At 70.7% G+C, this 26,598-nt stretch carries 20 protein-coding genes; 7 read left to right on the top strand and 13 right to left on the bottom strand.

The genetic code is table 11. The features are described 5' to 3' along the window. Positions 1 to 26 precede the first annotated feature (26 nt). Genes IC605_RS24465 through IC605_RS06335 form a run of 4 tightly spaced genes read left to right on the top strand, consistent with a single transcriptional unit; the run spans position 27 to position 6,600 of the window. Positions 27 to 2,222, top strand: coding sequence for a methyl-accepting chemotaxis protein (locus IC605_RS24465; protein WP_246580499.1), 2,196 nt, complete (start codon positions 27 to 29; stop codon positions 2,220 to 2,222). An 11-nt stretch (positions 2,223 to 2,233) separates the two neighbouring features. Then, a complete protein-coding gene (locus IC605_RS06345; RefSeq protein ID WP_343216526.1) occupies positions 2,234 to 4,987 on the top strand; it encodes a hybrid sensor histidine kinase/response regulator in 2,754 nt (917 codons plus the stop codon). Beyond that, positions 4,984 to 5,811, top strand: coding sequence for a DUF4388 domain-containing protein (locus IC605_RS25010; RefSeq protein WP_216320565.1), 828 nt, complete (start codon positions 4,984 to 4,986; stop codon positions 5,809 to 5,811). Before IC605_RS06345 ends, IC605_RS25010 begins: the two co-directional genes overlap by 4 nt. A 15-nt stretch (positions 5,812 to 5,826) precedes the next feature. Further along, entirely contained in the window at positions 5,827 to 6,600 is a 774-nt protein-coding gene (locus IC605_RS06335; RefSeq protein WP_216320561.1) for a response regulator, read from the top strand. A 46-nt stretch (positions 6,601 to 6,646) separates the two neighbouring features. On the opposite strand, the gene IC605_RS06330 is transcribed toward IC605_RS06335, so the two are convergent. From IC605_RS06330 to IC605_RS06290, 9 genes are all read right to left on the bottom strand, one after another. Further along, entirely contained in the window at positions 6,647 to 7,846 is a 1,200-nt protein-coding gene (locus IC605_RS06330) for a M24 family metallopeptidase (RefSeq protein ID WP_216320557.1), read from the bottom strand. Next, the gene (locus IC605_RS06325; protein WP_246580498.1) at positions 7,843 to 8,715 is read right to left on the bottom strand and encodes an alpha/beta fold hydrolase; all 873 of its coding nucleotides are present in this window, start codon (positions 8,713 to 8,715) and stop codon (positions 7,843 to 7,845) included. The genes IC605_RS06330 and IC605_RS06325 overlap by 4 nt, the downstream gene beginning before the upstream one ends. Continuing rightward, entirely contained in the window at positions 8,703 to 9,929 is a 1,227-nt protein-coding gene (locus IC605_RS06320; RefSeq protein WP_216320554.1) for a dipeptidase, read from the bottom strand. The genes IC605_RS06325 and IC605_RS06320 overlap by 13 nt, the downstream gene beginning before the upstream one ends. A gap of 28 nt (positions 9,930 to 9,957) precedes the next feature. Beyond that, positions 9,958 to 11,508 carry an ABC transporter substrate-binding protein gene (locus tag IC605_RS06315; protein ID WP_216320551.1) on the bottom strand — a complete coding sequence of 517 codons (1,551 nt, stop codon included), beginning with the start codon at positions 11,506 to 11,508 and terminating at the stop codon, positions 9,958 to 9,960. Next, positions 11,501 to 12,916 (bottom strand): M20/M25/M40 family metallo-hydrolase, encoded by a 1,416-nt coding sequence (locus IC605_RS06310; protein WP_216320548.1) that lies wholly within the window; start codon positions 12,914 to 12,916, stop codon positions 11,501 to 11,503. Before IC605_RS06310 ends, IC605_RS06315 begins: the two co-directional genes overlap by 8 nt. A gap of 100 nt (positions 12,917 to 13,016) precedes the next feature. Then, positions 13,017 to 13,877, bottom strand: a complete 861-nt coding sequence (locus IC605_RS06305; RefSeq protein WP_216320544.1) for an ABC transporter permease — start codon at positions 13,875 to 13,877, stop codon at positions 13,017 to 13,019. Between the two features lies 1 nt (position 13,878). Beyond that, the gene (locus IC605_RS06300; protein WP_216320541.1) at positions 13,879 to 14,835 is read right to left on the bottom strand and encodes an ABC transporter permease; all 957 of its coding nucleotides are present in this window, start codon (positions 14,833 to 14,835) and stop codon (positions 13,879 to 13,881) included. Then, positions 14,835 to 16,373 carry an ABC transporter substrate-binding protein gene (locus IC605_RS06295; RefSeq protein ID WP_216320539.1) on the bottom strand — a complete coding sequence of 513 codons (1,539 nt, stop codon included), beginning with the start codon at positions 16,371 to 16,373 and terminating at the stop codon, positions 14,835 to 14,837. Before IC605_RS06295 ends, IC605_RS06300 begins: the two co-directional genes overlap by 1 nt. Beyond that, positions 16,370 to 18,142, bottom strand: a complete 1,773-nt coding sequence (locus IC605_RS06290; RefSeq protein ID WP_216320537.1) for a M28 family peptidase — start codon at positions 18,140 to 18,142, stop codon at positions 16,370 to 16,372. Before IC605_RS06290 ends, IC605_RS06295 begins: the two co-directional genes overlap by 4 nt. A gap of 79 nt (positions 18,143 to 18,221) precedes the next feature. On the opposite strand from IC605_RS06290, the gene IC605_RS06285 reads away from it, so the two are divergent. The 3 genes from IC605_RS06285 (at position 18,222) to IC605_RS06275 (ending at position 22,025) form a co-directional block, all read left to right on the top strand. Continuing rightward, a complete protein-coding gene (locus IC605_RS06285) occupies positions 18,222 to 19,025 on the top strand; it encodes an IclR family transcriptional regulator (protein ID WP_216320535.1) in 804 nt (267 codons plus the stop codon). A gap of 196 nt (positions 19,026 to 19,221) precedes the next feature. After that, positions 19,222 to 21,066 carry an N-acetylmuramoyl-L-alanine amidase family protein gene (locus IC605_RS06280; protein ID WP_216320533.1) on the top strand — a complete coding sequence of 615 codons (1,845 nt, stop codon included), beginning with the start codon at positions 19,222 to 19,224 and terminating at the stop codon, positions 21,064 to 21,066. Further along, positions 21,063 to 22,025: a threonine ammonia-lyase gene (locus IC605_RS06275; RefSeq protein ID WP_216320531.1), complete on the top strand. Its 963-nt coding sequence runs from the start codon at positions 21,063 to 21,065 to the stop codon at positions 22,023 to 22,025. Before IC605_RS06280 ends, IC605_RS06275 begins: the two co-directional genes overlap by 4 nt. A gap of 124 nt (positions 22,026 to 22,149) precedes the next feature. On the opposite strand, the gene IC605_RS06270 is transcribed toward IC605_RS06275, so the two are convergent. From IC605_RS06270 to IC605_RS06255, 4 genes are read right to left on the bottom strand one after another with little or no spacing between them, the layout of a single operon-like run. Next, positions 22,150 to 22,896, bottom strand: coding sequence for an SDR family NAD(P)-dependent oxidoreductase (locus tag IC605_RS06270; RefSeq protein WP_216320529.1), 747 nt, complete (start codon positions 22,894 to 22,896; stop codon positions 22,150 to 22,152). Beyond that, on the bottom strand, positions 22,893 to 24,425 hold the full coding sequence (locus tag IC605_RS06265; protein ID WP_216320526.1) for a carboxypeptidase M32: 1,533 nt from the start codon (positions 24,423 to 24,425) through the stop codon (positions 22,893 to 22,895). Before IC605_RS06265 ends, IC605_RS06270 begins: the two co-directional genes overlap by 4 nt. Beyond that, a complete protein-coding gene (locus IC605_RS06260) occupies positions 24,422 to 25,807 on the bottom strand; it encodes a dipeptidase (RefSeq protein WP_216320523.1) in 1,386 nt (461 codons plus the stop codon). The genes IC605_RS06265 and IC605_RS06260 overlap by 4 nt, the downstream gene beginning before the upstream one ends. Then, on the bottom strand, positions 25,807 to 26,571 hold the full coding sequence (locus IC605_RS06255; protein ID WP_216320520.1) for an SDR family NAD(P)-dependent oxidoreductase: 765 nt from the start codon (positions 26,569 to 26,571) through the stop codon (positions 25,807 to 25,809). The genes IC605_RS06260 and IC605_RS06255 overlap by 1 nt, the downstream gene beginning before the upstream one ends. Positions 26,572 to 26,598: the final 27 nt, after the last annotated feature.

Here is a 26,598-nt window from a genome sequence, read left to right as displayed (position 1 = left end):
TCCCGCCCCCCGAGGAGCCCCCAACCATGCAACTCCAGTTCCAGACGGCCCGCCTCTCCTCCCCAGCCCGGTCCCGTGGCCTGCGCGCGCCCGGCGGCCCCCTCGCCAACCTGCGCGTCGGCCAGAAGCTCGCCCTGACCGCCCTCGCCTTCGGTCTTCCGCTCAGCGTGCTCATCTCGCTCGTGCTCGCCGACCAGCAGCGGGTCATCAGCGTCACCCGGGGCGAGGTGAACGCCCTGCCCCTCTTCGCGCCCCTTCAGGACCTGCAAGGTGACCTCGGCAACTACACCGACCACCTGCTGGAGGGCGAGCCGGACACCCTGCAGCTCGCGGCGCGCGTCGACCGGCGCCTGCAACGGCTCGAAACCCAGGTCCCCGACGCCGCCCGGGCCCGGCTGGCGGAACTGAAGCGCGACTGGACGGCCTACCAGGCGGGGGGGGCGGCCCGCTCCCCGGGGGCACTGCTGGAGGAGCTCGACGGGCTCCTGAACGTCCAGACCCGGCTCGCGCAGGACCTGCTCGACAGCTCGAAGCTCTCCCTCGACTCCACGCTCCCGGTCTACCACCTCCAGAACAGCACGCTGGGCTTCCTCGCGCAGCTCAGGCGCAGCTTCCGCGTCGCCTACCTCAACGGCGAGGCCGCCGACCCCTCGCGGGCCCTGGGCGTCTTGCAGCGTGAGACCGTGCTCGCCCGGCAGGCGCTGGCCTCCTTCGAGGACGCGGCCACCCGCGCGGTGCGCGCCGACCCGGACCTGCAAGGCAGTTTCGGGGCCGCGAGCACGCGCTTCGTGCAGACGGCGGGCCGGCTCGTCGCCGACATGGAGGGGGCGGTGGCCCAGGGGGACCTCCGGGCCCTGAACCTCAAGGCGCTCGAGGAGCAGTCGGAAGAGGGCGTCCGGGCCGTGCAGGTGGCAGGCACCGCCGGGTTGCAGCGCCTGCTGTCCGAGCGTCTGGCCCAGGAGCAGCGCGACCGCCTGCTGTCCCTGCTCGGCGTGGGCGCGGCGCTGCTCGCCGCCTTCGGCCTGTTGATCGCGCTCGCCCGCAGCATCGTGGGGCCGCTGGGCACGCTGACCCGCGCCAGCCAGGCGCTCGGGGGGGGCGACCTCGACGTGCGGGTGCCCGTGCGCAGCCGCGACGAGCTGGGCTTCATGGCGAGCACCTTCAACCGCACCGCCGCCCAGCTTCACGAGAACGAGGTCAAAACCCGGCGCGAGCGCGAGGAGGCCCAGCGGTTGCAGCAAAATATCGGCGAGTTCCTCGACGTGACGATGGACATCGCCGACGGCGACCTCACCCGGCGCGGGCGCGTCACCGAGGACGTGCTCGGCAACGTGGTGGACTCGATCAACCTGATGGCCGACGAGCTGAGCGCGGTGCTGCGCAGCGTCCAGGCCGCCTCGAGTTCGGTGAGCGGCGGCGCGCAGGCGATGCTGGGCACCACCGGCGAGATCGTGCAGGGCACCGAGGCGACCCTGGGCGAGGCCCAGCGGGTGCGCGCTCAGGTGCAGGAGGTGACGGCCGCGATCCGCCGGATGGCCGAGACCGCCGCCGCGAGCGCGACCGCCGCGGGGCAGGCGCTCAGCGTCTCGGTGCAGGGCCAGGACGCCGTGAAGGACACCCTGGGCGGGATGCAAAACGTCCGGCGCGAGGTGCAGGACATCTCCAAGCGCGTGAAAGCCCTCGGCGACCGCTCGCTGGAGATTCAGGAGATCGTGGACACCATCACCCGCCTCTCCTCGCAGACGAACCTGCTCGCGCTCAACGCGGCCATCGAGGCGGCGGGCGCGGGCGAGGCCGGAAGCCGCTTTGCCATCGTCGCCGACGAGGTGCGCAAGCTCGCCGAGAACAGCGCCCAGGCGACGGGGCGCATCGCCACCCTGATCAAGACGGTGCAGGGCGAGATTCAGGAGGTGGTCGCCTCGGTGGAGGACGGCACCCGCGAGGTGGAGTCGGGCTACCGGGTCGCCACGACCGCCGGTGAACGGCTCCAGGAACTCGGCGCCCTCGCCCGGCAGTCGGCCCAGCTCGCCGAGAGCATCCGCGCGGCCACGACCGAGCAGGTGCGCGGGGTCGAGCAGGTGGGGCAGGCGGTCGGCGAGATCGCCCAGATCGCCGAGCGGTCGAGCGTGTCCGTGCAGCGCGGCCGCCAGGCCGCCGAGGAACTTCAGAGCCTCGCCGGTCAACTGGACGGAAGCCTCGAACGCTTCCGGCTCCCCGGTTAGGAGGCCCGGAAGTGACCGCGCACTCCGCCGAGTTGCTGGGCGGCTACCTGCTCGAAAGCGGGCAAACCCTCACCCAGTTCGACGCCCGCCTGGGTGAACTGCGCGCCGGGCACGACCCGGGGGCGGTGGACGCCCTCGCCGTGCTCTGCCACCGGATGCGGGGCAGCGCGGCCCTCTACGGCTTTCCGCAGATGTCGAGCCTCGCCGCCCTCGCCGAGCGGCTCCTCGAACCCCGCCCCACGCTGCCCGAGGGGCTCCGGCAGAGCCTCCTCGACGTGCTCGGCAACGTCGCCGTCTGCCTGCGCGGCGCCCTGGAGGGGGTGGCGGGCGGCCAGGGCGAGGGTGAGGTGGGCCTCACCTTCTCCCAGATCGGGGGCACCCGCCGGCTGCAAGACCTCCTGGCCGCCCAGCCCACCGCCTTCCGCGCCCCGTCGGCCCCGGAGCGGGCCAAGGGACCGGAGGTTCCGGGTCTCCCCGCCGGGCTGGAGGCAAATCTTCGCGCTTTCCGCGAGGGGCAGAGCGACCTGTGGAGCTACTTCGCCCCCGAGGTGCGCGAGCACCTGGGGGCCCTGCGCGCCGGGCTGGAGGCGGGCGAGTCGGGCGACGTGACCGAGATGTTCCGCGCCGCCCACACCATCAAGGGCAGCGCCTACATGGTGGGCTTCGAGGTGCTGGGCGACTTCGGGCACGGCCTGGAGAACCTGCTCTCGGCGGTGCGCGACGGCGAGCGTTCCCTCGACGCCCCGGCGCGGCAGGCCCTCCTCGAGGCCGCCTCCGTGGTCGAGCGGCTGCTGCGTGCGGCGGAGGGCGAGCCCGACGACCTCGCGCCCGTCCTCGCGCGGGTGGGCGGGCGGCTGGCCGCGCTGGTTGGGGGCGAGGGACCCGGGCCGGGGGTCCCGGCCGTGCCGGCCCCCGAGCCGGGGGCCCCGCGCCCGGCCAGCCCCGAGCGCCGCGAGAGCGTGCGGGTCGATCCGCGCCGCCTCGACGCCCTGATGGACCTCGTGGGCGAACTCGTGGTCTCGCGCGCCCGGCTGGGGCAGACGCTCTCGCAGCTCTCCACCCTGGGGCAGGCGATGGCCGACAGCCACGCGCGCATCAGCCGGGCGGTGCGCGACTTCGAAGAGCGCTACCTCAACCCCGACATGGTGCGGGTGGGGGAAGGGCCCGCCGCCTCCCGGGCGGGCGCCAGCGTCGGCGAGCTGTTCGACGAGCTGGAGTTCGACGCCTACGACGACCTCAACATCCTCGCGCGGGCGGTGACCGAACTCGCCGCCGACTTCGGGGAGGTCAGAACGGGCTTCGGCAGCGGCCTTTCGGGCCTGCGCGACGAGAGCGAGCGGCTCGGCAAGCTGCTGCGCCAGCTTCGCCAGGAGGTCGCCCGCACCAGCCGGGTGCCCTTCGGGCAGGCCACGGTCCGCCTGCGCCGCTGGGCGCGGGACCGCGAGGAGCTGTTCCATCTGGTCACCGAGGGCGAGCGGGTGGAGGTCGAGGCGGGGGTGCTCCAGGGCCTGGCCGACCCCCTGCTCCACCTCGTGACGAACGCGGCCCACCACGGCCTCGAAGCTGCCCGGGAGCGGGTCCGGGCGGGCAAACCGGCCCTGGGCACCATCCGCGTCCGCGCCGTGGCGCGCGGGCACCACCTCGACGTGGAGGTCAGCGACGACGGGCGGGGCATCGACGTGGCGGCCGTGCGGGAGCGGGCCCTGGCGCGCGGGCTGCACTCGGCCGCCGAACTCCAGGCCATGACCGACGAGGCGGCCCTGCGGCTGATCCTGCTGCCCGGCCTCTCGACCGCCCGCGAGGTGACGGCGGAGGCGGGGCGCGGGGTCGGCATGGACGTGGTGGCGAGCAACGTCCGGCGCCTGGGCGGGGAACTGCTGATCCGCAGCCGCCCGGGGGAGGGCACCACCTTCACCCTGCGCGTGCCCCTCACCGTGCGCGTGGCGGAAATCCTGCTCGCCCGGGTGGGCCCCCAGACGGTGGCGTTTGCCACCAACAGCGTCGCGGCCTTGCGCGAGCTCGACCCCGGCCAGGTGCTCGGCACCCCGGCGGGCGAGGAGGTCGAGTACGAGGGCCAGCGCCTGACCCTGCACCCCCTGCGTCCCCTGTGGGGGCTGCCGGACGCGGGCGCACCCGGCCCCCGCCGCGTGGCGGTGGTGCAGACGGCCTCGGGGCTCACGGCGGTCGAGGTGGACGAGTTTCTCGACATCGAGGAGGTGTCGCTGCGCCCGCTCGAGCCGCTGCTCGCCAGCCTGCCCTTCCTGGCGGGGGCGACGGTGACGAGTGGGGGGGAGGTCGTGCCGCTGCTCGACCCGGGGGGACTGGAGCGCCTCGCCGCCGAGCCCCGGCGCTGGGCTCCCCGCGCCGCCGTGCAGGCGGCCCGGCACCGGACCCGGCTGCTCCTCGTGGACGATTCGGTGAGCGTGCGCCGGGTGGTGGGGCGGATGCTCGAACGCGGCGGCTACCGGGTCGTGACCGCCGCCGACGGTCAGGCGGCGCTGGAAGTGCTCTCGCAAGACCCGGCCTTCGACCTCATTCTCAGCGACCTGGAGATGCCCCGCATGAACGGTTACGAACTGATCGAGGCCCTGCGCGCCCGCGCCGCCACCGCCGGAACGCCCGTCGTGGTGATGACGACGCGGGCGGGCGAGAAGCACCAGCGCCTGGCCTTTTCGCTCGGCGCCACCGACTACTTCAGCAAGCCCGTGGACGAGACGCTGCTCCTGCGGCGGCTGGCCCAGCTCTGCGCCGGGGGGGCCCCGTGAGCGCCCCCCGCAGCGTGCTCTTCGTGATGGGGACCTTCGCGCGCGGCCGGGCCCACGCCCTGCTGGGCACCGGGCGCGGGCTGGAGGCGAGCTTCGCCGAGGGGGCGCTCTACGCCCTCACCCAACTCGAACGCATCGTGCCCGATCTGATCGTCTGCGACGAGAAGATGGCCGATCTGGGCGGCGAGGACTTCTTCGAGATCGTCCGCAACGACCCGGCGACCGCCCGCTGCCCCTTTCTCCTCGTCTCACGGGAAAAGCCCGCCCGCTTCAGCGGCCCCCTCGACCTGTGGCAGGCCCCCGGCCTCTCCCCCCAGGAGCTGATCGGCGTGGTGCTGGAGCACCTGGAGGGGCTGGGTCCCTCTCCGGACCCCCGGCCCGCTACCGCCGTGGACGAGCCCCCGCTGACCGACGACCTGCTCCTCGACGACGCGCCGGAGGAAGGTCCCGTGCCCGGTGAGGCCCCCGATGAGGGCGGCGCCCAGCTTCAGGGCACCCTCGAACTCATCGGGTTGTTCGACCTGCTGAGCTTTCTCAACCAGATGCGCAAGAGCGGGCGGCTGCTCGTGCAGCTCGGCGAGGCGGCGCAGTTCGTCCTCGACGGCGGGGAGGTCGTCTGGGCCGAGTACGGCCTCCTGAGCGGCGAGGCGGCCTTTTTCCGCGCCTTTGCGCTGACGGAGGCGGCCCCCGGGGCCCCCTTCACCTTCTCGCCGCTGCGCCAGGGCGAGGTGCGGGGGCTGCCCCACACGATCACCACCCCCACCCAACACCTGATGCTGGAGGCCACCGTGCAGCTCGACCACGCGCGGGCGGCCCACGGCTGAGCCCAGAGGAGCCCCATGCCCGAAGTCCTCGTCGTCGACGACAGCGTCAGCGTCCGCAAGGCGCTGGAATTTAGCCTCATCCCGCACGGCCTGACCGTGCTCGGCGCCCCCAGCGCGCAGGACGCGCTGCACCTGCTCGCGGAGCGCCCCACCATCGACCTCGTGATCGCCGACATCGTGATGCCCGGGATGGGGGGCTTCGAACTCTGCCGCGAACTCCGGGGGAGCCCGGGCCACGCGGGCCTGCCCGTCCTCCTGATGAGCGGCGTCGTGAACGACGGCATGTACCGCCAGGCCCAGGAGGCGGGGGCCGCCGGGCTCCTGAAAAAGCCCTTCACCTCGGGGGGGCTGCTCCCGGCGGTGCAGCGCGCGCTCGGCGGCCCGCGTGAGGCCGACCCGTTCCAGGCCCCCCCGCCCGCCGCTCCCCCGGCCCCCGCCCGGCCACCCTCCCCGGCGGCGGCCCCGCCCAGGCACGCCGCCCTGGTCGGGCAGCTCGCCGAGACGCCGGGTATGGTGAGCGCCACGGCCTACCGCCAGGGCGGGGAAGTCCTCGCGCATGTCGGCGAGCCCCTGCCGGACGAGGTGGGCGCGTACGTCCGCTTCTACCTGGGCACGGCCGAGGCGCTCGGCAGGCACATCCACGGCCAGGCCCTCCAGACGCTGCAACTGGAGTTCGCGCAGCGGACCCTGCTGCTCGCGCGTGACGGCGACGTTTTCCTCGCGTGCCTGCTGCGGGAGACGGGCGGCGCCGGGGTCGTCAAGTACCTGCTGCGGCAGGTGACCGCCTGAGCCGATCCGCCCACACGCGGGTCCCCGTGCCCCAGGGGCGCGGTCCTCAGGCCTCCGGCGGCAGCACGAGGTCGGGCAGCTCCCGGGGGTAGGTCGTCAGGCGGGTGATGCCCGTGCCCGTGATCACGACGGTATCGGAGTGCCGGAAGCCGCCCAGCCCCGGCACGTAGAGCCCGGGTTCGACGCTGAGCACCATGCCGACCTCCAGGGGCCGGTCGTCCCCCACGTCCAGAAAGGGGCTCTCGTGAATCCGCTGCCCCAGCCCGTGGCCGACGTGGTGCCGCCAGCCCGCCCGCAGTCCCTCGCGCTCCACGTAGGCCTGCACCGCCTCGTCCACCCGCGAGCAGGGCACGCCGGGACCCATCACCTCGAAGGCGATCTCCTGCATCCGCAGCATGTGCTCGAAAGAGCGCCGCTGCCCGGGCGACGGCTCGCCCAGGAACATCGTCCGCTCCAGTTCGCTGAGGTAACCCCAGACCGCCGCCCCCGCGCCCGTGACCAGGGTGTCGCCGGGCTGGAAGGTCGCGCCGGTGGTCATCGCGTGCGGTAGCGCGCTGTTCTTTCCGATCTGCCCCCGGTAGAGCGCCACCGCGCCGCTCAGCCAGCGGTTCTGCCCCCGGTAGTCCGGCCCCAGCGTGCGGGTCATCGCCTCCGTCGCCTCCCGGGTCGCGCGGCCCTCGACCGCGTGCTCGTTCTCGCCGACCCGGGTGTACTCCTGAAGCAGGCGGTGGGCGTGGTCGCCCCAGCGGACGCTCTCCTCGATCAGCCGCAACTCGGCTTCCGATTTGAGCGACATCTGGTGGTTCAGGCCGTCCGTCACCGGGACGACCCGCGCGTCGGGAAGGGCGTGACTGAGGCTGGGCCCGCTGTACCCCATGACCGCCGGGTAACCGTCGTGATCCACCCCGAGCCGCGCCCGCCCGAGGCCGAGTTCGGTCAGGTGCGCGGCGAGTTGCACGAGGGGATGGACCCGGCCCGGGTACTCCGGGTAGTCCAGCACCCGTTCGGCCTCCCCCGTCTGCTCGGCGTGTTCCCGCTCCAGCCGGGGCACGAACAGGTGCCGCTCTCCTCCGGGTAGGATCACGAGGGCGATGGGCCGCTCAGTGGGAAAGAACGCGAAGCCGCTGTGGTACTGGATGAACTGGTCGTCGAACAGGACCACCGCGTCGATCCCGGGCGTGAGATGGCCGAACACGTCGCGGGCCCGCCCGGAGCGTTCCTCCCGCGAGATGGGCTGGGCGTTCATGTCTGCCCGACCTGTGCCTGAACGTGCCGGGCGAGGAAATCCCGCACGGAGGCCAGGTACCGTTCCTGTTCTTCCAGGTGGGGCGAGTGGCCGCTGTGTTCGAACACGACGAGTTCACCCCGTGGCAGCCCGGCGGCGAGTTCCTCGCTGGCCTCCAGCGGCGTGATCCAGTCGTGGCGCCCCACCGTCACGAGCACGGGAACCGTGACCTCGGGCAGGCGGTCCACGAGGTCGTACTCCGGCTGATTGCGCGAGAAGGCCCAGTTGTGCGTCTCGTAGCGGAAGGGAATGCGGGCCAGACGCCCGGCCTCCGCCGCCGGGTCGCGCTCCACGGTGTAGAGGGGCTGGATCATGGCGAAGCTCTCGCGGAAGTCGTCGTTGTCCCGAATCTGCCCGGAGAAGAGGCGGTCGAGCGTCTCCTCGTCCATCGGGAAGCCGCTGCTCATCGCCCGGTCCTTGCTGGTGCCCTGAAAGCGGTTGCTCGCCGCCGTGTCCCGCAGGATGACCGCGTGCAGGTTCTCGGGGTGCGCGAGGGCGTACTCCAGCGCGATGAAACCGCCGTAGCTCCCGCCCAGCACCACGATCTTGCCCAGGCCCAGTTGCTGCCGCAGCGCCTCCAGGTCGGCCACGAACTGCGCGTGCGAGTAGGGCTCGGCGCCCTGGGACTCGCCGTTCCCGCGCTGGTCGTAGGAAATCAGGCGGTAGGTGTCGGTGAGCGGCTGGAAGGCGGCCCAGTCGTTCGCCCGGCTCCCCATCCCCGGCCCGCCGTGCAGCGTGACGATGGTCGCCCTCTGCCCCGCGCTCTTCCCGGAATCGTCGTAGACGAGCGTGACGCCGCCCACCTCGATGGTTCGGCTCACCTGTACCATGCCTCCTTCAGCACCCGCATCACGTTGCCGCCCACCGCCTTGGCGATGTCCTCGTCGCTGTAGCCATGCGCCACCAGCCAGCGGACGATATTCGGAAACGCCTCGGCGGGGTTCTCGATGCCGTCCACGTATTCGACCTCCTCGTACTGGAGGTGCCCGCGCGAGGCCCCGATGGACAGGGCCTCGGACAGCGCGTGGTGCAGCCCCACGTGGTCGCCGAACAGCACGTCCGGCCCGAAGGCCACGTGGTCGATGCCCACCAGATTCACGCAGTACTCGAAGTGCTCCATGAAGGACTCGATGCTGTGGCGCGGGTGCCGCTCGGTGAGGGTGGTGTGCGGCGCCGCCTCGATGCCGATGACTCCGCCCTTCGCCGCGCAGGCCTTGATCACCTCGTCGGGCTTGAGGCGGTTGGAGTTCCACAGGGCGCGCGCCCCCGCGTGGGTGATGAAGATGGGCTTCTCGCTGACCTCGATGGTGTCGAGCGAGGTCTGGTCGCCGCTGTGGCTCACGTCGATGGCGATGCCGAGCTTGTTCATGCGCCTGACCGCCTGGCGCCCGAACACGGTCAGGCCGCCGTCGCGGGGTTCCTTGAGACCCGCTCCCAACGCATTGCCCTCACTGTACGCGATTCCCATGCAGCGCACGCCCAGCCCATACAGGATGTCGAGGCGGTCGAGCTCGTTCTCGATCATCGCCGCGCCCTCCAGCGAGACGATGAAGGCGATCTGCCCGTCCCGCTTGGCGTTCACGATGTCCTCGGTGGTCTTGCAGTGGACGACCATCTCCTGATGGGCGATGTCCGACAGGCGCATCCCGAGGTCATAGATGATGTCCTCCCACTTCCAGCCGCCGCGCGAGGTGATCATGGCCGTGCCGTTCATCAGGTTGTCGAACACGGCGTCGAGGCCCGAGACGCTCAGCCCCTCATAGCCGGTGAAGTCGCGCCCCCAGCGGCGGAATTCCAGAAATTGCGAGAGGTCCTGGGGCGCGACGAAGCAGTGGTCGTGCAGCGAGATCATCAGGTGTTCCCGGAAGAGGCGACGTACCCGGTCCTCCTGCTCCGCGCTGACCTCCACTCGGCGGCTGGGCACCCGGTTGAGTTCCGGACTCAGCGGCCAGACCTTGTAGTCCGTCCCCGGCTCCAGGTAGGAGAAGGACTTGTAGCCCGTGTAGTTCTTCTGTTGCATCGGGGCGTCTTTGAGGTCCGTCATGGTCGTTCCTCCCGGGAAAGCATCCCCGTCACTTCTCCACCGTGTCGAGCTTCTCCGAACCCGTCGGGCTGGGAATCCACCCCTTCACGCCCGCGCCGCTGGCCGCCAGCAGCCGCGAATGCACGATGGGAATCCGCACCGCCTCACGGAACATGATCTCGTCCACCTTGTGGTAGAGGGGCAGACGCTGGGCCGGGTTCTGGAGCTTGCGGGCGCTGACGAGGGCCGCGTCCGCCTCCGGACTGGTCCAGTTGATGTCGGTGGTCGAGCCGCCCGCGATCAGGTAGGTGTAGGCGCTGTCGGGGTCGGTCACGTACACGAAACCGAGCATGAACGCCTGGAGCTTGCCGTTCTGGCGGTCTTCGAGGTACTTGGCCCAGTCGGCGGTCTTGAGGGTGACCTTGATCCCGACCGCCGAGAGGTCGGCGGCCATCGCCTCGGCGATGGGTTTGGGGTTCGGGTAGTAGGGCCGCGAGACCGGCATGTACCACAGGTCCAGCGGGAAGCCGTTGGGGTACCCCGCCGCGGCGAGCATCCGCTTGGCCGCCGCCGGGTCGAACTTGTAGTCGGTGACCGTCTTGGCGTGGTAGCGGGCGAGGGGCGGCGGCAGCAGGTGGCCGTCGGTGGTGCCCAGCCCGTTCCAGAAAGCGTCCACGATGGCCTTTTTGTTCAGGGCCATCGCAATCGCCGTGCGAACCCGCACGTCTGAAAGCGGCTTATAGCTGGTATTCAGCCCCAGGTACCCGAGGTTGAGGGCGGGGCGCAGCACCTCGGTGAGCCTGGGATTGGACTGGACGGACTTGAGCTGGTCGGGCAGCAGGTCGCCCGCGATGTCCACCCCCCCGGCCAGCAGCTCGTTGAGCCGTCCGCTGGGGTCCTTGACGAAGCGGAAGACCAGGGTGTCCGATTTGGGCAGACCGGCGCGGAAGTACCGGGGATTGCGGCTCAGCTCCACGTTCACGCCGCTGGTCCACTTCTTCAGCACGAAGGGGCCGGTGCCTACGGCGAGGCCCGCGGGCGTGCCGTACTGCGCGGGGTCCTTGCGGATCGCCGTGGGGCTGGCGATGCCGAAGAGGCCCGCGTCGGCCAGCACCGCGCCGAGGGCCGGGTAGGGCTGACCGAGCACGATGTCGATGGCGTACTGGTTTCTGACCCTCACGTCCCTGACGATGGAACTCGCCTCGCCCTTGAAGCCGCCCAGGTTGTTCTTCCAGCCCAGGAAGGGTTTTTTCGCGCCGAACTCGAAGCCGGGGTCCCACCACCGCAGGAAGTTGAAGCGCACCGCCTCGGCGTTGAGCGGTGTGCCGTCGTGGAACCGGACGTTCTGGCGCAGGTAGAAGGTCCAGGTCAGGCCGTCGGGGCTGGTGGTCCAGCGCAGCGCGAGGTCGGGCTGCACGTCCACGGTGCCGGGCTTGAAGCTGACCAGGCTGTTGTAGATCTGGGTCTGGACATAGGCGCTGTTGCCGTCCGCCGTGACGCTGGGATCGAGGCTGATGGGCTCGCCGCTCAGGCCGAACACGATGGTCTTGGCCGAGGCGCCGCCCGCCAGGAGAAGTCCTGCCAGAAGCCATTTACGCACGTTCGTCTCCCTCCGGGGTCTGCCCCCGCGTGAACTCGTCCAGAAAGGTGACCATCGACCGCTCGAAGTCGAGGATGCCCGCCACCGTGCAGTACTCGTTGCTGGAATGCTGCCGCGAGCCGTGCCCGAGGCCGCCGGTGACGTAGGGCAGGCCCAGCAGCCGCTCGAAGACGTAGTAGGGGGCGCTGCCGGGGTTGATCGGCCAGAGTTGCAATTCACCGTGCAGCGCCCGGTAGGTCCGGATCATGGCCTGCACGGCGGGCTCGTCGAGGCTGAGTTTCGACCACGGGTACTTGTTGTAGACCTTGATCTCGATGTCGCCGTAGCCTCCTCTGTCCAGGTGCGCGCGCAGCCCGGCGAGCACCCGGTCGGGGTCCATGTCGGGCACCATCCGCACGTCCACTTTGGCCGTCGCCTGGTGCGGGAGCACGGTCTTGGTCTCCGGGCCGGTGTAGCCCGCGAACAGGCCGTCGATGTTGAGTTGCGGCTGCGAGAACAGGCGGTGCCAGGCCCGGCGGTCGTCGGGCTCCTTGAGCCGCCGCACCGCGTAGGCGTCCCGGAACACCCCGGCGTCGAACAGGCCCGCGTCGATCTGCTCGTCAAGGAGGGCGGCCTCACGCTCCGGGAGGGGCCGCACGTCGTCGAGAAAGCCCTCCACCTGAACGGTCTCGTCGTCGTCCACGAGGCTGGCGAGGGCCCGGGTCAGCCGCCAAGCCGGGTTCCCCACCCAGGCGTTGTAGCTGCCGTGGATGCCGCGCTCGGTGGGACCTCCCCACTCGCCGCCGGTGCAGATCAGCTCCACGTACAGCATCCCCTTGGTGCCCAGGACCAGGCTGGGCATCCCGGCCTCGTCCTGCTCGAAGAAGGGGAATAACACCGCGTCGGCCCGTTTCAGCCGGTCGGCGTACTGTTCGGCGAAGGCGGGAAAGGAGCGGCTGCCCATCTCCTCCTCGCCCTCGACGGCGAAGAGCAGGTTGACGGGGAGCCGTTCCTCGACCCGCTGAATCCCACGCATGGCGGTGAAGAAGGCGGCGAGCGGCCCCTTGGTGTTCACCGCGCCCCGGCAGATCACGCTGGGGCCCAGCCCGGGCAGGTCGTGAATCTCGGCCCCGAACGGCTCGGCGATCCAGCCGTCCTCGTCGGTGGGCATCACGTCGTACATGCCGTAGATCAGCAGGGTCCGGGGCGCGTCCTGCCACAGCTCGCCGTACACGATGGGATGGCCCGGCGTCTCGACGATCTCGGCCTCACCCCCCAGCGAGGTGATGAGGTCGGCCACGGCCCGCGCCGTCTCGCGGATACCCTCGCCGGTGTAGCTGATGCTGGGCTGGCGCAGAAAGCGGCGGATGTCTTCGAGGTCGGCCTCAAAATGTCGCTGCAAGTCAACGTGAATGGCCTGAACGTTCATGCTCCTCCCTGCTCGTCGGGGTGTTTCCCCGCCCGGCTGAGGAAAGGAGGACTTGCTCCCGCTGTCCTGTCTGTCTTGCATGGAGACTCCTTGAAGACGTTCATCCGCTGGGCTCGGTGGCGTCACGCAGGGCGTCGCCGAGCAGATTGCTCGCCAGGACCGTGACCAGGATCAGCAGGCCGGGATACACGGCGAGGCGGGGAGCGGTGTAGAAGTAGTTCTGCGCGCCGCTGAGCATGTTTCCCCAACTGGCCGCCGGGGGCTGGATGCCGAGCCCGAGAAAGGACAGGGCGGACTCGGCCAGGATGGCGGTGCTGATGCCGACGCTGGCATTCACGATCAGGGTGGGGAGGACCTGGGGCAGCACGTGCCGGAAGAGCACCCGCCCGTCGCGTCCCCCCAGCGCGCGGGCCGCCTCGACGTACTGCTCCTCGCGGTACCTGAGCACTTCGCCGCGCACCAGCCGGGCGAGCCCCATCCAGGAGGTCAGACCGATGACGAGCACCAGCGGCACCAGCCCCGGGCCGAAAAAGGTCAGGGTGAGCACGCTGACGAAAAAGGCGGGCAGGGCCAGGATGCCGTCGGTGAAGCGCATTAAGAGGCCCTCCAGCCACCCGCCGTAGAACCCCGACAGCGCCCCGACCAGGGTGCCGACGAGCAGCGAGACGAGCACCGCGAACACCCCCACCAGCAGGCTGACGCGCCCCCCCAGCATCAGCCGCACCAGCACGTCACGGCCATTCTCGTCGGTGCCCAGCGGGTGCGCCAGGCTGGACCGGCCCAGGGTGTTGCCCAGGTCGAGGGCGTTGGGATCGACGGGCCTCAGCACTGGCCCCAGGAACGCGAACAGGACGACCCCGATCAGGACGGCCGCCGCCGTGACCGCCACCGGGTCGCGCCGCAGCCGCCGCCAGGACCGCCCGGCTGGGGCCAGAGGAGGGCTGATCACACGGGCGGTCACCTCAGACCTCCGTCCGAATGCGGGGGTCAATCAGGGGATAGAGCAGATCGACGAGCAGGTTGAACAGCACCACGGCGAGCGCCACCACCAGCGTCACGCCGAGGATCAGCGGGTAGTCGCGCCCCAGCGCCGCTTCCACGCTGAGGCGCCCCATGCCGGGCCAGGCGAAGATGGTCTCGGTGACGGCGGCGCCCCCCACCAACCGGGGAAGTTGCAGGCCGATCACCGTGACGACCGGGATCAGGGCGTTTTTCAGGACGTGGCGGCGGTGGACCGCGCCCTGCGGTAACCCCTTGGCCCGCGCCGTCCGGACGTGATCGAGCCGCGCGGCGCTGCGGACGCTCGACCGGGTGTAACGCAGCAGCTCGGCGATGGAGGCACTCGCCAGCACCACGGCGGGCAGCAGGAGGTGCCGCAGCAGGTCAGGGATATTGCCCTCCAGGCCGGTGGTGTACATCCCCCCGGCGGGCAGGACCGGGCGCAGGACCGCGAGGGCGATGATCAGCATCAGGCCCAGCCAGAAGACGGGCACGGCCAGCACCACCACGCTGAGCACGCTGACGAGCCGGTCCAGCCACGAGTGCGGACGCAGGCCGCAGAGGGTCCCCAGCGGCACCGCGACGAGCAGTGTCAGCGCCAGGGCAGCGCCCGCCAGGATCAACGTGTTGCCCAGCCGCGAGGCGATGACCTGGAGGGTGGGCGTGCCGAACAGGAAGCTCTGCCCGAAGTCGCCCCGCACGGCGTTGGACACGAACTTCAGGAACTGCACGGGCAGGGGGTCACCCAGCCCCAGCCGCGCCTCGATGGCCGCACGTTCGGCGTCCCGCAGGGCGGGGTCGGCCAGCAGGGAAGGCCCGCCGGGCGCCAGCCGCACGATGAAAAAGGTCACCACCGCCACGACTGCCAGCACGACGAGGGCGTGCAGCACGCGTCGGGCGACGTAGCCGGGGCTGAGCATCAGCGCAGGTCGAACCGCTCGGTGTAGCGCAGGGCGTCGCGGATGCCAAGGTCGGGGACGCCCGTGAGCCGCTTGCTGATCGCCTGGAGTTCCTTGGGGTAGTAGAGGACGAGCACGGGCGGGTCCTGCATGGTCAGGCGCTGGAAGGCGTTATAGATGTTCTTGCGGGCAGCGGGGTCCACCGTCTCGCGGCCCCGCTTGAGCAGGGAGTCGGCGCGGGCGTTGCTCCAGGCGGCCTCGTTGTTGTCCTGTCCGGTCGCGTAGAACGAGTACTGGTCCGGGTCGGGCGGCGTGGTCCACCAGATCAGGTTCGCGTCGTACTTGCCGGGGATCAGGTAGTCGCGCACCAGGGTGGCGAACTCCAGGGTCTGGAGCGTCACGTCCATGCCGACCCTCTTGAGGTCCTGCTGCACGGCGAGCGCCGCCTGCTCGCGCGTGGCGTTGCCCTTGTCCACGATCAGGGTGAACTTGAAGGGCTCCCCCTTGGCGTTCACGAGCACGCCCTGGGCGTTGGGTCTCCAGCCCGCCTGCGCGAGGAGTCGGCGCGCCTGGGCCGGGTCGTAGTTGATGGGCTTGATCGACTTGTCGTAGTACGTCCGCAGCGCCGTGGGGATGGTGCCCGTGGGGTAGTCGGCGTAGCCCTTCAGGATGCCGTCGATGATCGCCCGGCGGTTGACCGCGTATTGCATGGCCCGGCGCACGGTCGCATTGGTAAACAGCGGGTTTTTCAGGTTGAAGAAGACGAGGTAATGCTGAACGGCGTCGGCCTGCTTGATGGCGACGTTCTGCGCTCCCTGGACGCTCGGCAGGTTGCTGGGCTCCAGCGTCACCCAGTCGAGCCCGCCGGAACGCAGTTGGGCAACCTGGGTGTTGAGGTCCGGAACGACCTTGAAGGTGATGCCCGCCAGCTTAGGCACGCCGCCGTAGTAATCCTTGTTGGCGACCAGGGTGACGCTCGCGCCGGGCACGACCCGGGAGACCTTGAAGGGGCCGGTCCCGATGGGCGTCTGGCGGTTGAACGCGGTCGCCGAGTTGAGGTCCTTGCCCTCCAGGAGGTGCTTGGGCAGGATGCCCGCGTTGTGGCCCAGCAGGATCAGGAACGGCGCGAAGGGGCGGGAGAGGACGAAGCGCACCGTGTTCTTGCCCCTCGCCTCTACCGACTTGATGGAGCTGAAGTCGGACGCCAACCGCGAGCCGCTCTTGGGGTCCCGGGCCGTGTTGAAGGTGAACACCACGTCGTCGGCGGTGAAGGGTCTCCCGTCGTGCCAGCGCACGTCGTCGCGCAGGGTGAAGGTGTAGACCAGGCCCCCGTTGGTGATCGTCCAGCTCTTGGCGAGGTCGGGGACCGGCTGAAGGTCCTCGTTGGGCCGCACCAGGCCCGGGAAAATCACCTTGTTCACCAGGATGCTGCCCAGCTCCGGCGCGATCAGGGGGTTCATGATCGGGTCGTTGATCAGCGGCAGTTGCAAGATGTTCGACTGCGCGCCCGCCATCCCCACACCCAGAGCGAAACTCAACGCCGTCAGCATTTGTTTCATGACTGTCCTCCTCGGACGGAAATCTCGGTGTGTTCCAGGGCACCCCGGACGGCGTTCCGCGCGTCGCCGAGGTGGGCGAGCAGGCGATTCTGACCGCGCCGCGCGTGGGTGAGCACGAAGCCGCGCTCCTCGGGGCTGACCTCCGCAAGCCGCCCCAGAACGGCGAGGTCGGGCAAGGGCGGCACGTGCTCGGCCGGGTCGTGGAAAAAGGCAGGAGCCTGCGAGTAGCCCGCCTGGACGAGGTGCCGGGCCAGCGAGATCAGCGCGGCGTTCACCCGGCGCACCGTGGGGGACGCGAGCGACTCGCCGCTCAGCGCGTGCGCGGCCCGGGCCAGTCGTTGCAAGTCCAGGCGTAGCTCGTGAACCGCCGTGCGCGCCGGGGAGAAGTCGAAGGCGTCTCCCGCCGCCGCCGCGTACTCGTCCAGCGCCTGATCGAACTCGTCCAGGGTCCGGGTGTAGTCGAAGGGAATGACGGTCGCGTTGGCCGTGCGGTAGGCCGAAAGCAGGTAAATTTGAATGTCCTTGAGCAGGATGTCGCGGTCTGCGACTTCCAGGGTGTCGTCCTCGGTGTGCCAGGCGATGTTGCCGCCGCAGCCCCCGACCGCGTAGTAGCCCTTCTCGGAGCGCAGGTCGTCGGGCATGGTCGAGAGCAGCATGAAAAACCCGCTGAGCCCGATGTTGTTGAAGGAGTAGTCCCCGGCGCGCACCGGTCGCTCGGCCTGCATCTCCTGGCCCGTCACGTCGCGGATGATGTCGCCCGCCCAGGGGACGGCCTCCGCCATCACGCTCACGTCCTTGTACTCGGTCGCCCAGCGGCAACCCGGCGAGTCGCAGTTGATCTGGGCCACGCAGTTCCGGTACAGCTCCAGGGCGAAGTGGTCGGCGTACCACGTGCTCCCGGCGTACCGTCCGGTGGAGTGCCCGGGCCACCAGGCGATGCGGACGCTGCGGCGCAACTCGGCGCGGCGATTCCAGAGGTTGCGGGCCACTTCGAGCAGGGTGGCGTCCCCGACCGCGTTGTCCCCCACCCCGTAGTCCCACGAGTCGTAATGCCCGTGCAGCAGGACGAAGGCCTCGGGGTCCTCGGTGCCCGGGATGGTGACGACCGGGATGGGCGAGGGAAACCACCCCTCCTCCAGGTCAGTGGTGAGCACGGCCTCAGCCCCGCGCTGGGCGAACTCGATCAGGCGGTCCCCGTCGGGGCGGTTGACGTTGGCGACCGCAACCTGTGGTTTGCGTGGCAGGTCGTTCAGGTCCGGGGTGCCCCAGATGCTCGTGCAGATGCCCCAGTGGGCCCGCTCTCCGGGATTGATGGCGATGACGCCCAGCGCCCCGCGCCGTTCGAGTTCCCGGATCTTGCCCGGCATCCCGAAGCCCTCCGTCACCACGATCTTGCCCCGCACATCGACTTTACCCTCCAGCAGCGCGCTGGAGAACATGTCGTCGGCGTTGGCCGCGTAGGCGCTGGGCTGGTAGACCAGGGGCGCCTCAAGGCCCTCCCGGCAGATCGCGCTCATCGCCATCGGCTTGGCGGTGAAGGTCACGTCTCCGACGGTGACGCTCGCCCGGCGGGGCAGGCTGAGAAACAGGTCCGGGCGGTGGACCTCGACGGGAATGCCCAGCTCGCGCAGGTGCCGCTCGATGTGCTGGGCGGCTTGCTGCACGTCCTCGGGGTGCTCTCGCTTGAGGCCGGAGAACGTCGTGATCAGGTCCCACGGCCTTTCGAGTGTGGCGGCGTCGAGAAGCTGACGTTCTGCGGCGAGCAGCATAACCATCCCCCTGTGATTCACTAGATGAACTACCGATTCATTGGATGGACTGGATTTGCGTGTAGTGTGAGGTCGGCGTATGGCAAAGTCAAGTGCAGCTCCAGAGCCGTCCCCGGAGTACACCATCTCCGCCCTGGAGGCGGGGCTTCAGGTGCTCGCGCTGGTCGGTCAGTGCCCGGAACTCAAAATCCCGCAGCTCGCCGCCCAGGCGGGGATGACCAGGAGCAAGGTCTACCGCATCCTCCAGACGCTCGCGCACCTCGGGTACGTCTGGTTCGACGAGGAGCACGCGGTGCGCCTGGGATCGGCTTCCCTCGTCCTCGGTCAGCAGGCCCGGGAACAGTATTCGCTCACCCGGGCGGCGAGGCCGATCCTCGACCGCCTCGCCGACGAGACGGGGGAGAACATCCACCTCGTGGTGCGCGAGGGGCAGCATTCCCTGGTCGTCGATGTCCGAATCTCCCCGCATCCGGTGCGGATGTTCGCCCGGGTCGGGCGCATCGGGCCCCTCCACGCCGGGGGGTCGTCCAAGGTGCTGCTGGCCTACGCACCCCGGGAGGTGCTGGGCGCCACCCTCAGGGGGCCCCTCGAACGCTTCACGGACGGCACCATCACCGACACGGCCACGCTGGAGCAGGCCTTGCGGCACATCCGGGAAGACGGGGTGCACGTGGCGATCTCGGATCTGGAGGAGGACACCTTCTCGGTCGCCGCCCCGATTTTCGACGATCAGGGTCAGGCCGTCGCGTCCATGAGCATCGCCGGGCCACTCATGCGCCTCGACCCCCACAACCAGGAGCGGTACCTCGCCCTGATCCGCGAGGCCAGCCGTGAGCTTTCGGCCCAGTTCGGGTTCTCGGGCGGGTTGCCGTTGGCGCCGTAGGCAGCGAGACCTCCCCGGCCAGGGGGCAGGGGTTCGGGGGCCGTTCGTGTCGTTGGGTCGTCCCCTCCCGGTGAGGCAATCCGGTGAGGTCGAGGTGTCCACGGGAAGGTCCTCACCCGGGGGTCCGCGCGGGGGGGTGCGGCCCGGGGCGGACGCCCGTTAGACTCGGCCCCATCCCAACCCCAGGAGGTCTTCCATGTCGCGCCGGTTCCTGCTCTCCATCCTGCTGCTCGCGGGGGCGACGGTAGCCCTCGCCCAGACGGCCCCCCCGCCCGCCACGCCCCCCGCCACGGGCGCGGCCCCCCTGATGCCGATCAGCGACGCGCCCATCTTCGTGGCCTACCCGCCGGACCGCCACACCGTGGCGTACGACCACGTGCTGCTGGAGGGCAGCGTGAGACCCGGGGCCACCCTCACCCTGAACGGCCAGCCCGTCGAGGTCGGGGCCGACGGGCTCTTCATCGAGTGGGTGCCCCTGAACCCCGGCGAGAACGTCCTCGTGCTGGAGTCCGGCGGGGGCGGCGCGGTCGCCCGCCAGGAGCTGCGGGTGACGAGCACGCCGCCGCAGGTCCTGACCGGCGCGGCGCAGATCGTGGCCGCGGGCCTGCTGCCCGCCGGGGACCGGGTGGCCTACGTCCAGCCGCCGGGCCTGGAGGGGCGCGCCGTGCCGGTGGCCTTCACCGGGACCGCCGGGGGGCAGGCCTCCTTCCGGGTGGGCGACCTCGGCCCCTTCCCCATGACGGAGACGGCGCCGGGCCGCTACGAGGGCACCTTCCTCCTGCCCGGGCGGCTGGCGGCGGCGCCCGTGGTCTTCACCCTGACGGCGGGGGACGGCAGCGCGGCCACGGCGACCAGCCCCGGCAAGCTCAGCGTGACGGGGACGGGCCCCCGGGTGGCGGAGGTCACGGCCACCATCCCCGGCCGGGGCGTCCAAGCGGGCACCTTCGTGTGGCGCAACGGCGCGGGGCGCAACTACGTGGTCTTTCCCCGGCCCGGAGCCCTCGCCGTGGTCGTGGGCGAGGAGGGCAACACCTTCGCGGTGCGGGCCTCGGAGACGCTGACCCTCAACGCCCCGAAGAGTACCCTGACCCTGCGCCCGGCGGGCACGCCCCTGCCCCGGGCGGTCTTCACCCGGATCGACGTGAGGACGGGGGACACCCACGCCGAGGTGCGGCTCGACCTGGGTGCGCGCGTACCCTTCACGGTGGAGCAGCAGGTGAATCGCGGCAGCTCCAGCCTCGACCTGCGGCTCTTTTCCAGCGTGGCGGACGTGGACTACATCGTCTCCGACTTCCCCGAAGGCACGGTGCGCGACGTGCGCTGGACCCAGGAAGGTGACGGCGTGGCCCGCGTGCGGGTGGACCTGCGGGGCGAGCCCTGGGGCTACGACGCGACCTACGAGGGCACGACCCTGGTGCTGCGGGTGCGCCAGGCACCGGCCCTCGACATCCGCGCACCGCTGCGGGGCCGGGTCATCGTGATCGACCCGGGGCACGGGGGCGACGAGTTCGGTGGGGCGGGGCCGCTGCGGGTGCCGGAGAAGAACCTCGTCCTGCCTATCGCCCTGCGGGTGGCCGAGCTGCTGCGGGCGAAGGGGGCCACGGTGATCCTCACCCGCGAGGCCGACGTGACGGTGCCGATCTACACCCGCCCGCTGCTCGCCGAGGAGCGCAATGCCGACCTGCTGGTCTCGATCCACGCCAACGCCCTGCCCGACGGGGTGGACCCCCGCACGAAGCGCGGCAGCGGCGTGTACTCCTACCACCCGCAGGCCCGCGCCCTGGCCGATGCCCTCCAAGCGAGTCTGCTGAGCGTGCTGCCGGAGGTCGGCAACGACGGCGTTCACTACCAGAACCTCGCGCTGACCCGGCCCACCACGCAACTCAGCGTGCTCGTCGAGACGGCCTTCCTGACCGACAAGGGCAACCTGCGTCTCCTGATGAGCGCCACCGGGCGGGAACGCTTCGCCCAGGCCGTCGCGCTCGGTATCGAACGCTTCTACCGGGACGCGGCGCTGGGGCAGGGGAGACTCGGGAGATGACGCTCTCCTCGTTGGAAGACCTCCGGGCGGCGCAGGCGCGGATGCGCGGCCACGTCGTCCGCACCCCCCTGGTGCCCTTCCCGCTGGAGGGCTTCTGGCTCAAGCCCGAGAGCCTGCAACCCACCGGGGCGTTCAAGCTGCGCGGCGCCTTCAATGCCCTGCTGTCCCTGCCGGGGGACGCCCGGGCGCGCGGAGTGGTCGCCCACTCCAGCGGCAACCACGCCCAGGCCGTCGCCTACGCCGCCCGGCAACTCGGGATTCCCGCCGTGATCGTGATGCCGGGGAACGCCCCCCGCCTGAAGCTCGACCTGACCCGCGCCCTCGGGGCCGAGGTGGTCGTGGTCGGCGACGCCAGCGTGGACCGGGAACGCCGCGCCGGGGAGCTGGGGCGGGAGCGCGGCCTGACGCCCATCCCGCCCTACGACGACGCCCGGATCATCGCCGGGGCGGGCACCGTGGGCCTGGAGATTCTCGAAGACCTGCCCGGCGTGGGCACGGTGCTCGTCCCCGTCAGCGGCGGCGGGCTGATCTCCGGGGTGGCCGCCGCCCTCAAGCTGCAACGCCCGGACGTGCGGGTGATCGGCGTGGAGCCCGAGCTGGCCGCCGACGCCCGCGACAGCCTGCGGCGCGGCGAGCGCGTCGCGTACCCGGCCGAGCAGGTGGGCGCCACCCTGGCGGACGGCCTGCGCGTGCAGCAACTCGGCGAGCTGACCTGGGCGCATGTGCGGGCCTTCGTGGACGACATCGTGACCGTCACCGAGGCGGAGTTGCGGCGGGCGGCGAGGGACGCGGCGCTGCGTGCCCGCCTCGTCACCGAGCCGAGTGGGGCCGTGACCGTCGCGGCGGCGCTCTACCACCGCGCGGAGCTGGGCGAGGCGGGACCGCTGGTGGCCGTGCTCAGCGGCGGGAACCTCGACCCCGGCCTGCCGGTCGAACTGCTCACGGCAGGGGAGGGGTGAGGGCGGACGCGGTGGGCATACGAGACAGGGCAGCTCTTCCGGGCGAGTCCTGACCCACCGTCAAGCCTGACAGCCAGCGTCCCTCACAGCCTGCCGATCCGGAGGCGGCCAGCGGCAGCGGACCTCAGCCCTGGTCGAGCGGCCGGATCAGGATTTCGTTGACGTTCACCCGCTGCGGCTGCGTCACCGCGTACAGGGCGGCGGCGGCAATGTCCTCCGGTTCCAGCGGAGTCATCTGGGCGATGCGGCCCTCGTAGGTCGTCTTCGTCTCCGTGTGGGTGATGTGGTCGGTGAGCTCGGTGCGGACGACGCCCGGCTCGATCACCGTGACGCGGATGCCGTGCAGTCTCACCTCCTGGCGCAGCCCCTCGCTGAAGCCGCCCACCCCCCACTTCGTCGCGCTGTACCCCGCCGAGAGGGGACTCGCGCCCCGCCCCGACACCGAGGAGATGTTGACGACGTGCCCGCCGCCCCGCGCCTTCATGCTGGGAATGGCCGCGTGCGTGGCGTACATCAGGCCGAGCAGGTTGAGGTGGACCATCCGCCGCCAGTCCTCGGTGTCGGCGTCCGTAACGGGGCCGAGGAGCATGAGCCCGGCGTTGTTGACGAGGATGTCCACGCCGCCGAAGGCTTGAGAGGCGTGATCGATCACCCCGCGCGTCTGGCCCTCGTCGGAGGCGTCCGCGACGGCGACCTCGGCCTCACCCCCCGCCTCCCGAATCCGACCGGCGAGCGCGTCCAACCGTTCCTGCCGCCGGGCAGTCAGCACGACTCTCGCACCTGCCCCGGCCAGCGCGAGTGCGGTCGCCTCGCCAATGCCGGAGGACGCTCCCGTGACAACAGCGACCTTGCCTTGAATAGATTCACTCATGCGCGTTCTCCTTGAGGGGTGAGGGTGTACAGCTCGGCATACTTGCCGCGCAGGTAGGCGAGGTAAGGCGCTGGATTGAGTCCCTCACCCGTCGCCCGTTCCAGCAGTTCGGCGGGGCTGTAGGTCCGTCCATGCCGGTAGACGTGTTCGGTCAGCCACTCGCGCAGGGACGCGTATTCGCCGCGCGTCAAGCTGTCCTCCAGCCCCGGCACGCCCTCCCGCGCCGCCGCGTAGAACTGCGAGGCCATGACGTTCCCCACCGTGTAGGTCGGGAAGGAGCCGAAGAGGCCCGCCGACCAGTGGATGTCCTGCAAGACACCGGAGGCGAAGTCGGGCGGGGTGATGCCCAGGTACTCCTGCACCTTCGCGTTCCACGCCTCGGGGAGGTCGGGGACGCTCAGGCTGCCCTCGATCAGCGCCATCTCCAACTCCACCCGCAGCATGATGTGGAGGTCGTAGGTCATCTCGTCCGCCTCCACCCGGATCAGGGAGGGACGCACGCGGTTCACGGCCCGCCAGAACTCCTCATCGGTCACGTCAGCGAGTTGGTCGGGGAAGACTGCTTGCAAACGGGAGAAGTGGTGCGCCCAGAAGGCCCGCGAGCGGCCCACCCGGTTCTCCCACAGCCGCGACTGGCTCTCGTGGGTGCCGTAACTCGTGCCGCCCACCGCATACAGGCCGAGCAGGTCCGAGGCGAGCACCGTGCGGGTGAGGGCCGGGTCAATGTTTTGCTCGTACAGCGCGTGTCCCGTCTCGTGCAGGGTGCCGAAGAGGGCGCCGGGCAGGAAGTCGCGGCGGTAGCGGGTCGTGATCCGTACGTCTTGCCGGGTGAAGGAAATTTCGAAGGGGTGGGCGGAGGCGTCCAGCCGTCCCCGGGAGAGGTCGTAGCCGAACGCCTGGGCCATTTCGAGGGCGAAGGCGCGTTGCCGGTCTTCCGGGTAGTCGCGGGTCAGGAAGTCGGCGCGCGGCTCGGGGGCGGCGCGAATCTCGTTCAGGAGGGGCAGGAGTCCGGCCCTGAGCTGAGCGAACAAGGTTTGCAGCGTCCCGGCCGTCATCCCCGGCTCGTACTGCCGCACGAGGGCGTCGTAGGGGTGCTCCTCGTACCCGATGGCGTCGGCTAGGCGGCGATTCAGGGCCACCATCCGTTCGAGTTCGGGGGCGAAGGCGGCGAAGTCGTTGTCCCCCTTGGCCCGCGCCCACACCGCCTGCGCCCGGTTTTTCGTCTCGGCGAGGTCCCGGGTCAGGTCGGCGGGGATGCGGGAAAGAAGGTCCACCGCCTCGCGCGTCTGCCGCACGGCGCGGGCCTCGCGGTCGTCGAGGGTGGGGAACTTCGCTTCAGCCTCCCCCAACGCCGTCCGCAACGCCGGGGAGGTCAGCCTTTCCTGGGCGATGGCGCTCACGGTGGCGAGTTGATGCCCTCGCGTCTCGTTTCCACCCGGCGGCATCTGCGTCCGGGCGTCCCAGTTGAGCACGTTGATCACACACAGCAGGTCGTTGATCTGCGCGAGTTGGGCGTTCAGGTCGTTCATGCCGGGGCGGCCTCCCTCACCGCGAGTTCCTGCCAGAGCCGGGCCCACGCCTGCTGCCCCTCGTACAGCCGGGGAATGCGGAAGAACTCGTTCGGCGCGTGGATGTCCTCGTCGCCCACCGCGAAGGAGAAGAAGACGGTTTCGAGGCCCAGTTCACGCTGGAACACCTCGCAGATGGGGATGGAGCCGCCCATGCCGACTTCGAGAGGAGGCTGGCCGTAGACCTGGGTCAGCACCTTGCGGGCCGCGCGCAGGGCCGGTTGATCGGCAGGAATGCGATATGCACGCGCGCCGTGATCCGAGGGGCGAACGTCGAGCGTCACGCCGGGCAGGAGATGCGTTTCCAGGTGGCGGACCACTGCTGCCGTCACCCTTTCCGGGTCCTGGTTCGCCACGAGGCGGCAGGTGATCTTGGCGTGCGCCTCGCTCGGCAACACCGTCTTGCTGCCCTCCCCGGTGTAACCGCCCCACATCCCGTTGACCTCCAGCGTCGGGCGGGTCCACAGGCGTTCGAGGGTGGCATAGCCAGGCTCGCCAAAAAGTTCGGAGGCTCCCACCTCCGCGCGGTAGGCGTCCTCGTCGAAGGGCAGGGCGCGGAGACTGGCCCGCTCGTCGCCCTGCAATTCCTGCACGTCGTCATAGAAACCGTCCACCACTACTCTGCCCCGCTCGTCATGCAATCCGGCGATGAGCGAGGCCAGCGCGTGCAGCGGGTTTTGCACCGCGCCCCCGTGCCGCCCCGAGTGCAGGTCCTTGCCGGGGCCGCGCAGGGTCAGCTCCAGCCCGGTCATGCCCCGCGAGCTGACCGTCAAAGTAGGCACGTCCGCCCGCCACATCCCCCCGTCGGCGGAGAGCACCACGTCCGCACGCAGCCTCTCCGCGTGTGCCCGCACGAACGGCGCGAGGTTGGGGCTGCCGACCTCCTCCTCGCCCTCGAAGAGGAATTTGACGTTGAGGGGGAGCGTTCCCCGCGTCCGGAAAAACGCCTCGGCCACCTGCACCGGGATCAGCAGCGGCCCCTTGTCGTCCGAGACGCCGCGCCCGTAGACCCGTTCCCCCCGCACGGTCGGCGTGAAGGGCGGGCTCTGCCAGCGGCCCTGGGGATCGGGCGGTTGCACGTCGTAGTGGCCGTAGACGAGGACGGTGGGCGCGTCCGCTGCCCCCAGCCACTCGGCGTACACGACGGGATGACCGGGCGTTTCGAGAATGTCCACGGTCGGAAGTCCGGCGGTACGCAGGCGGTCGGCGAGCCACCCGGCCGCACGCCGCACGTCCCCGCGCCGCTCGGGATCGGTGCTCACGCTGGGGATGGAGGCGAAGGTGAGGAGATCGACCAGGCTCGCGTCCTTCCGCCCGTCGAGATGCGCCAGAACGTCTTCCATCACCGGCCCCCGTCCACGCTGAGCACCTGCCCGGTGACCCACCCCGCGTACTCGGAGGCGAAGAAGAGGACGGCGTGGGCGATGTCGTCGGGCGTGCCGAGTTTTTTCATCGCGATGCCCTCGACCAGCTTTCTCTGCCCCTCCTCGCCGTAGCTCTCCCACTGCCGCTCGGTCGTCGGGTTGCTCCGCACGAAGCCCGGCGCGACGTTGTTCACGGTGATGCCGAAGGGGCCGAGTTCGTGCGCGAGTTGCCGCGTCAGGCCGATCTGAGCGGCCTTGGCGCTCGCGTACGCCTGAATGCCGGTCAGGCTGACCCCCAGCCCCGCCCCGCTGGAGATGTTGACGATGCGCCCGGAGCCCCGCGCCTTCATGAAGGGTGCGACCGCCTGCGCGAAATAAAAGGCACCGTCCACGTTCACCCGGAAGATCGCGTGCCAGTCGTCCTCGCCGATCTCTTCCAGGGGGCGCCCGACCTGGCCGAGCACGCCGCCCGCGTTGTTGACGAGCACGTCCACCCGCGCCCCCGCACCCGCCTCCTGCACGAAGGCCCGCACCATCTCGCGGTCGGCCACGTCCACCACGCGGACGTTCAGCGGCATGTTCCTCTCCTGTGCCTGCTGCTCGGTCATCGCCAAGCCGTCGCGGTTCACGTCGCAGGCCCAGACGTTCGCGCCGCGTTCGGCGAAGGCGAGGGAGATCGCGCGCCCGAAGCCGTGGGCCGCCCCGGTGACGATCACCGTCTGCCCGTCGAAACGGATGTTCATAAAGCCTCCGAACATTTCCGTGCGGTG

Origin of the sequence: Deinococcus aestuarii (assembly GCF_018863415.1) — a bacterium.
GTDB classification, from domain to species: domain Bacteria; phylum Deinococcota; class Deinococci; order Deinococcales; family Deinococcaceae; genus Deinococcus; species Deinococcus aestuarii.
Note: the sequence above shows the minus strand (reverse complement) of the source record. Positions and strands in the feature narration are given on the sequence as shown.

What these genes read in the sequence shown, in the direction of transcription:
- IC605_RS06280 (WP_216320533.1), top strand. Translation starts at nt 19,222, where the DNA reads ATGTCGCGCCGGTTCCTGCTCTCCATCCTGCTGCTCGCGGGGGCGACG.
- IC605_RS06335 (WP_216320561.1), top strand. Translation starts at nt 5,827, where the DNA reads ATGCCCGAAGTCCTCGTCGTCGACGACAGCGTCAGCGTCCGCAAGGCG.
- IC605_RS06270 (WP_216320529.1), bottom strand. Translation starts at nt 22,896, where the DNA reads ATGAGTGAATCTATTCAAGGCAAGGTCGCTGTTGTCACGGGAGCGTCC.
- IC605_RS06300 (WP_216320541.1), bottom strand. Translation starts at nt 14,835, where the DNA reads ATGCTCAGCCCCGGCTACGTCGCCCGACGCGTGCTGCACGCCCTCGTC.
- IC605_RS06285 (WP_216320535.1), top strand. Translation starts at nt 18,222, where the DNA reads ATGGCAAAGTCAAGTGCAGCTCCAGAGCCGTCCCCGGAGTACACCATC.
- IC605_RS06320 (WP_216320554.1), bottom strand. Translation starts at nt 9,929, where the DNA reads ATGACGGACCTCAAAGACGCCCCGATGCAACAGAAGAACTACACGGGC.
- IC605_RS24465 (WP_246580499.1), top strand. Translation starts at nt 27, where the DNA reads ATGCAACTCCAGTTCCAGACGGCCCGCCTCTCCTCCCCAGCCCGGTCC.
- IC605_RS06260 (WP_216320523.1), bottom strand. Translation starts at nt 25,807, where the DNA reads ATGGAAGACGTTCTGGCGCATCTCGACGGGCGGAAGGACGCGAGCCTG.
- IC605_RS06310 (WP_216320548.1), bottom strand. Translation starts at nt 12,916, where the DNA reads ATGAACGTTCAGGCCATTCACGTTGACTTGCAGCGACATTTTGAGGCC.
- IC605_RS06255 (WP_216320520.1), bottom strand. Translation starts at nt 26,571, where the DNA reads ATGAACATCCGTTTCGACGGGCAGACGGTGATCGTCACCGGGGCGGCC.
- IC605_RS06265 (WP_216320526.1), bottom strand. Translation starts at nt 24,425, where the DNA reads ATGAACGACCTGAACGCCCAACTCGCGCAGATCAACGACCTGCTGTGT.
- IC605_RS06290 (WP_216320537.1), bottom strand. Translation starts at nt 18,142, where the DNA reads ATGCTGCTCGCCGCAGAACGTCAGCTTCTCGACGCCGCCACACTCGAA.
- IC605_RS06295 (WP_216320539.1), bottom strand. Translation starts at nt 16,373, where the DNA reads ATGAAACAAATGCTGACGGCGTTGAGTTTCGCTCTGGGTGTGGGGATG.
- IC605_RS06330 (WP_216320557.1), bottom strand. Translation starts at nt 7,846, where the DNA reads ATGAACGCCCAGCCCATCTCGCGGGAGGAACGCTCCGGGCGGGCCCGC.
- IC605_RS06325 (WP_246580498.1), bottom strand. Translation starts at nt 8,715, where the DNA reads ATGGTACAGGTGAGCCGAACCATCGAGGTGGGCGGCGTCACGCTCGTC.
- IC605_RS06275 (WP_216320531.1), top strand. Translation starts at nt 21,063, where the DNA reads ATGACGCTCTCCTCGTTGGAAGACCTCCGGGCGGCGCAGGCGCGGATG.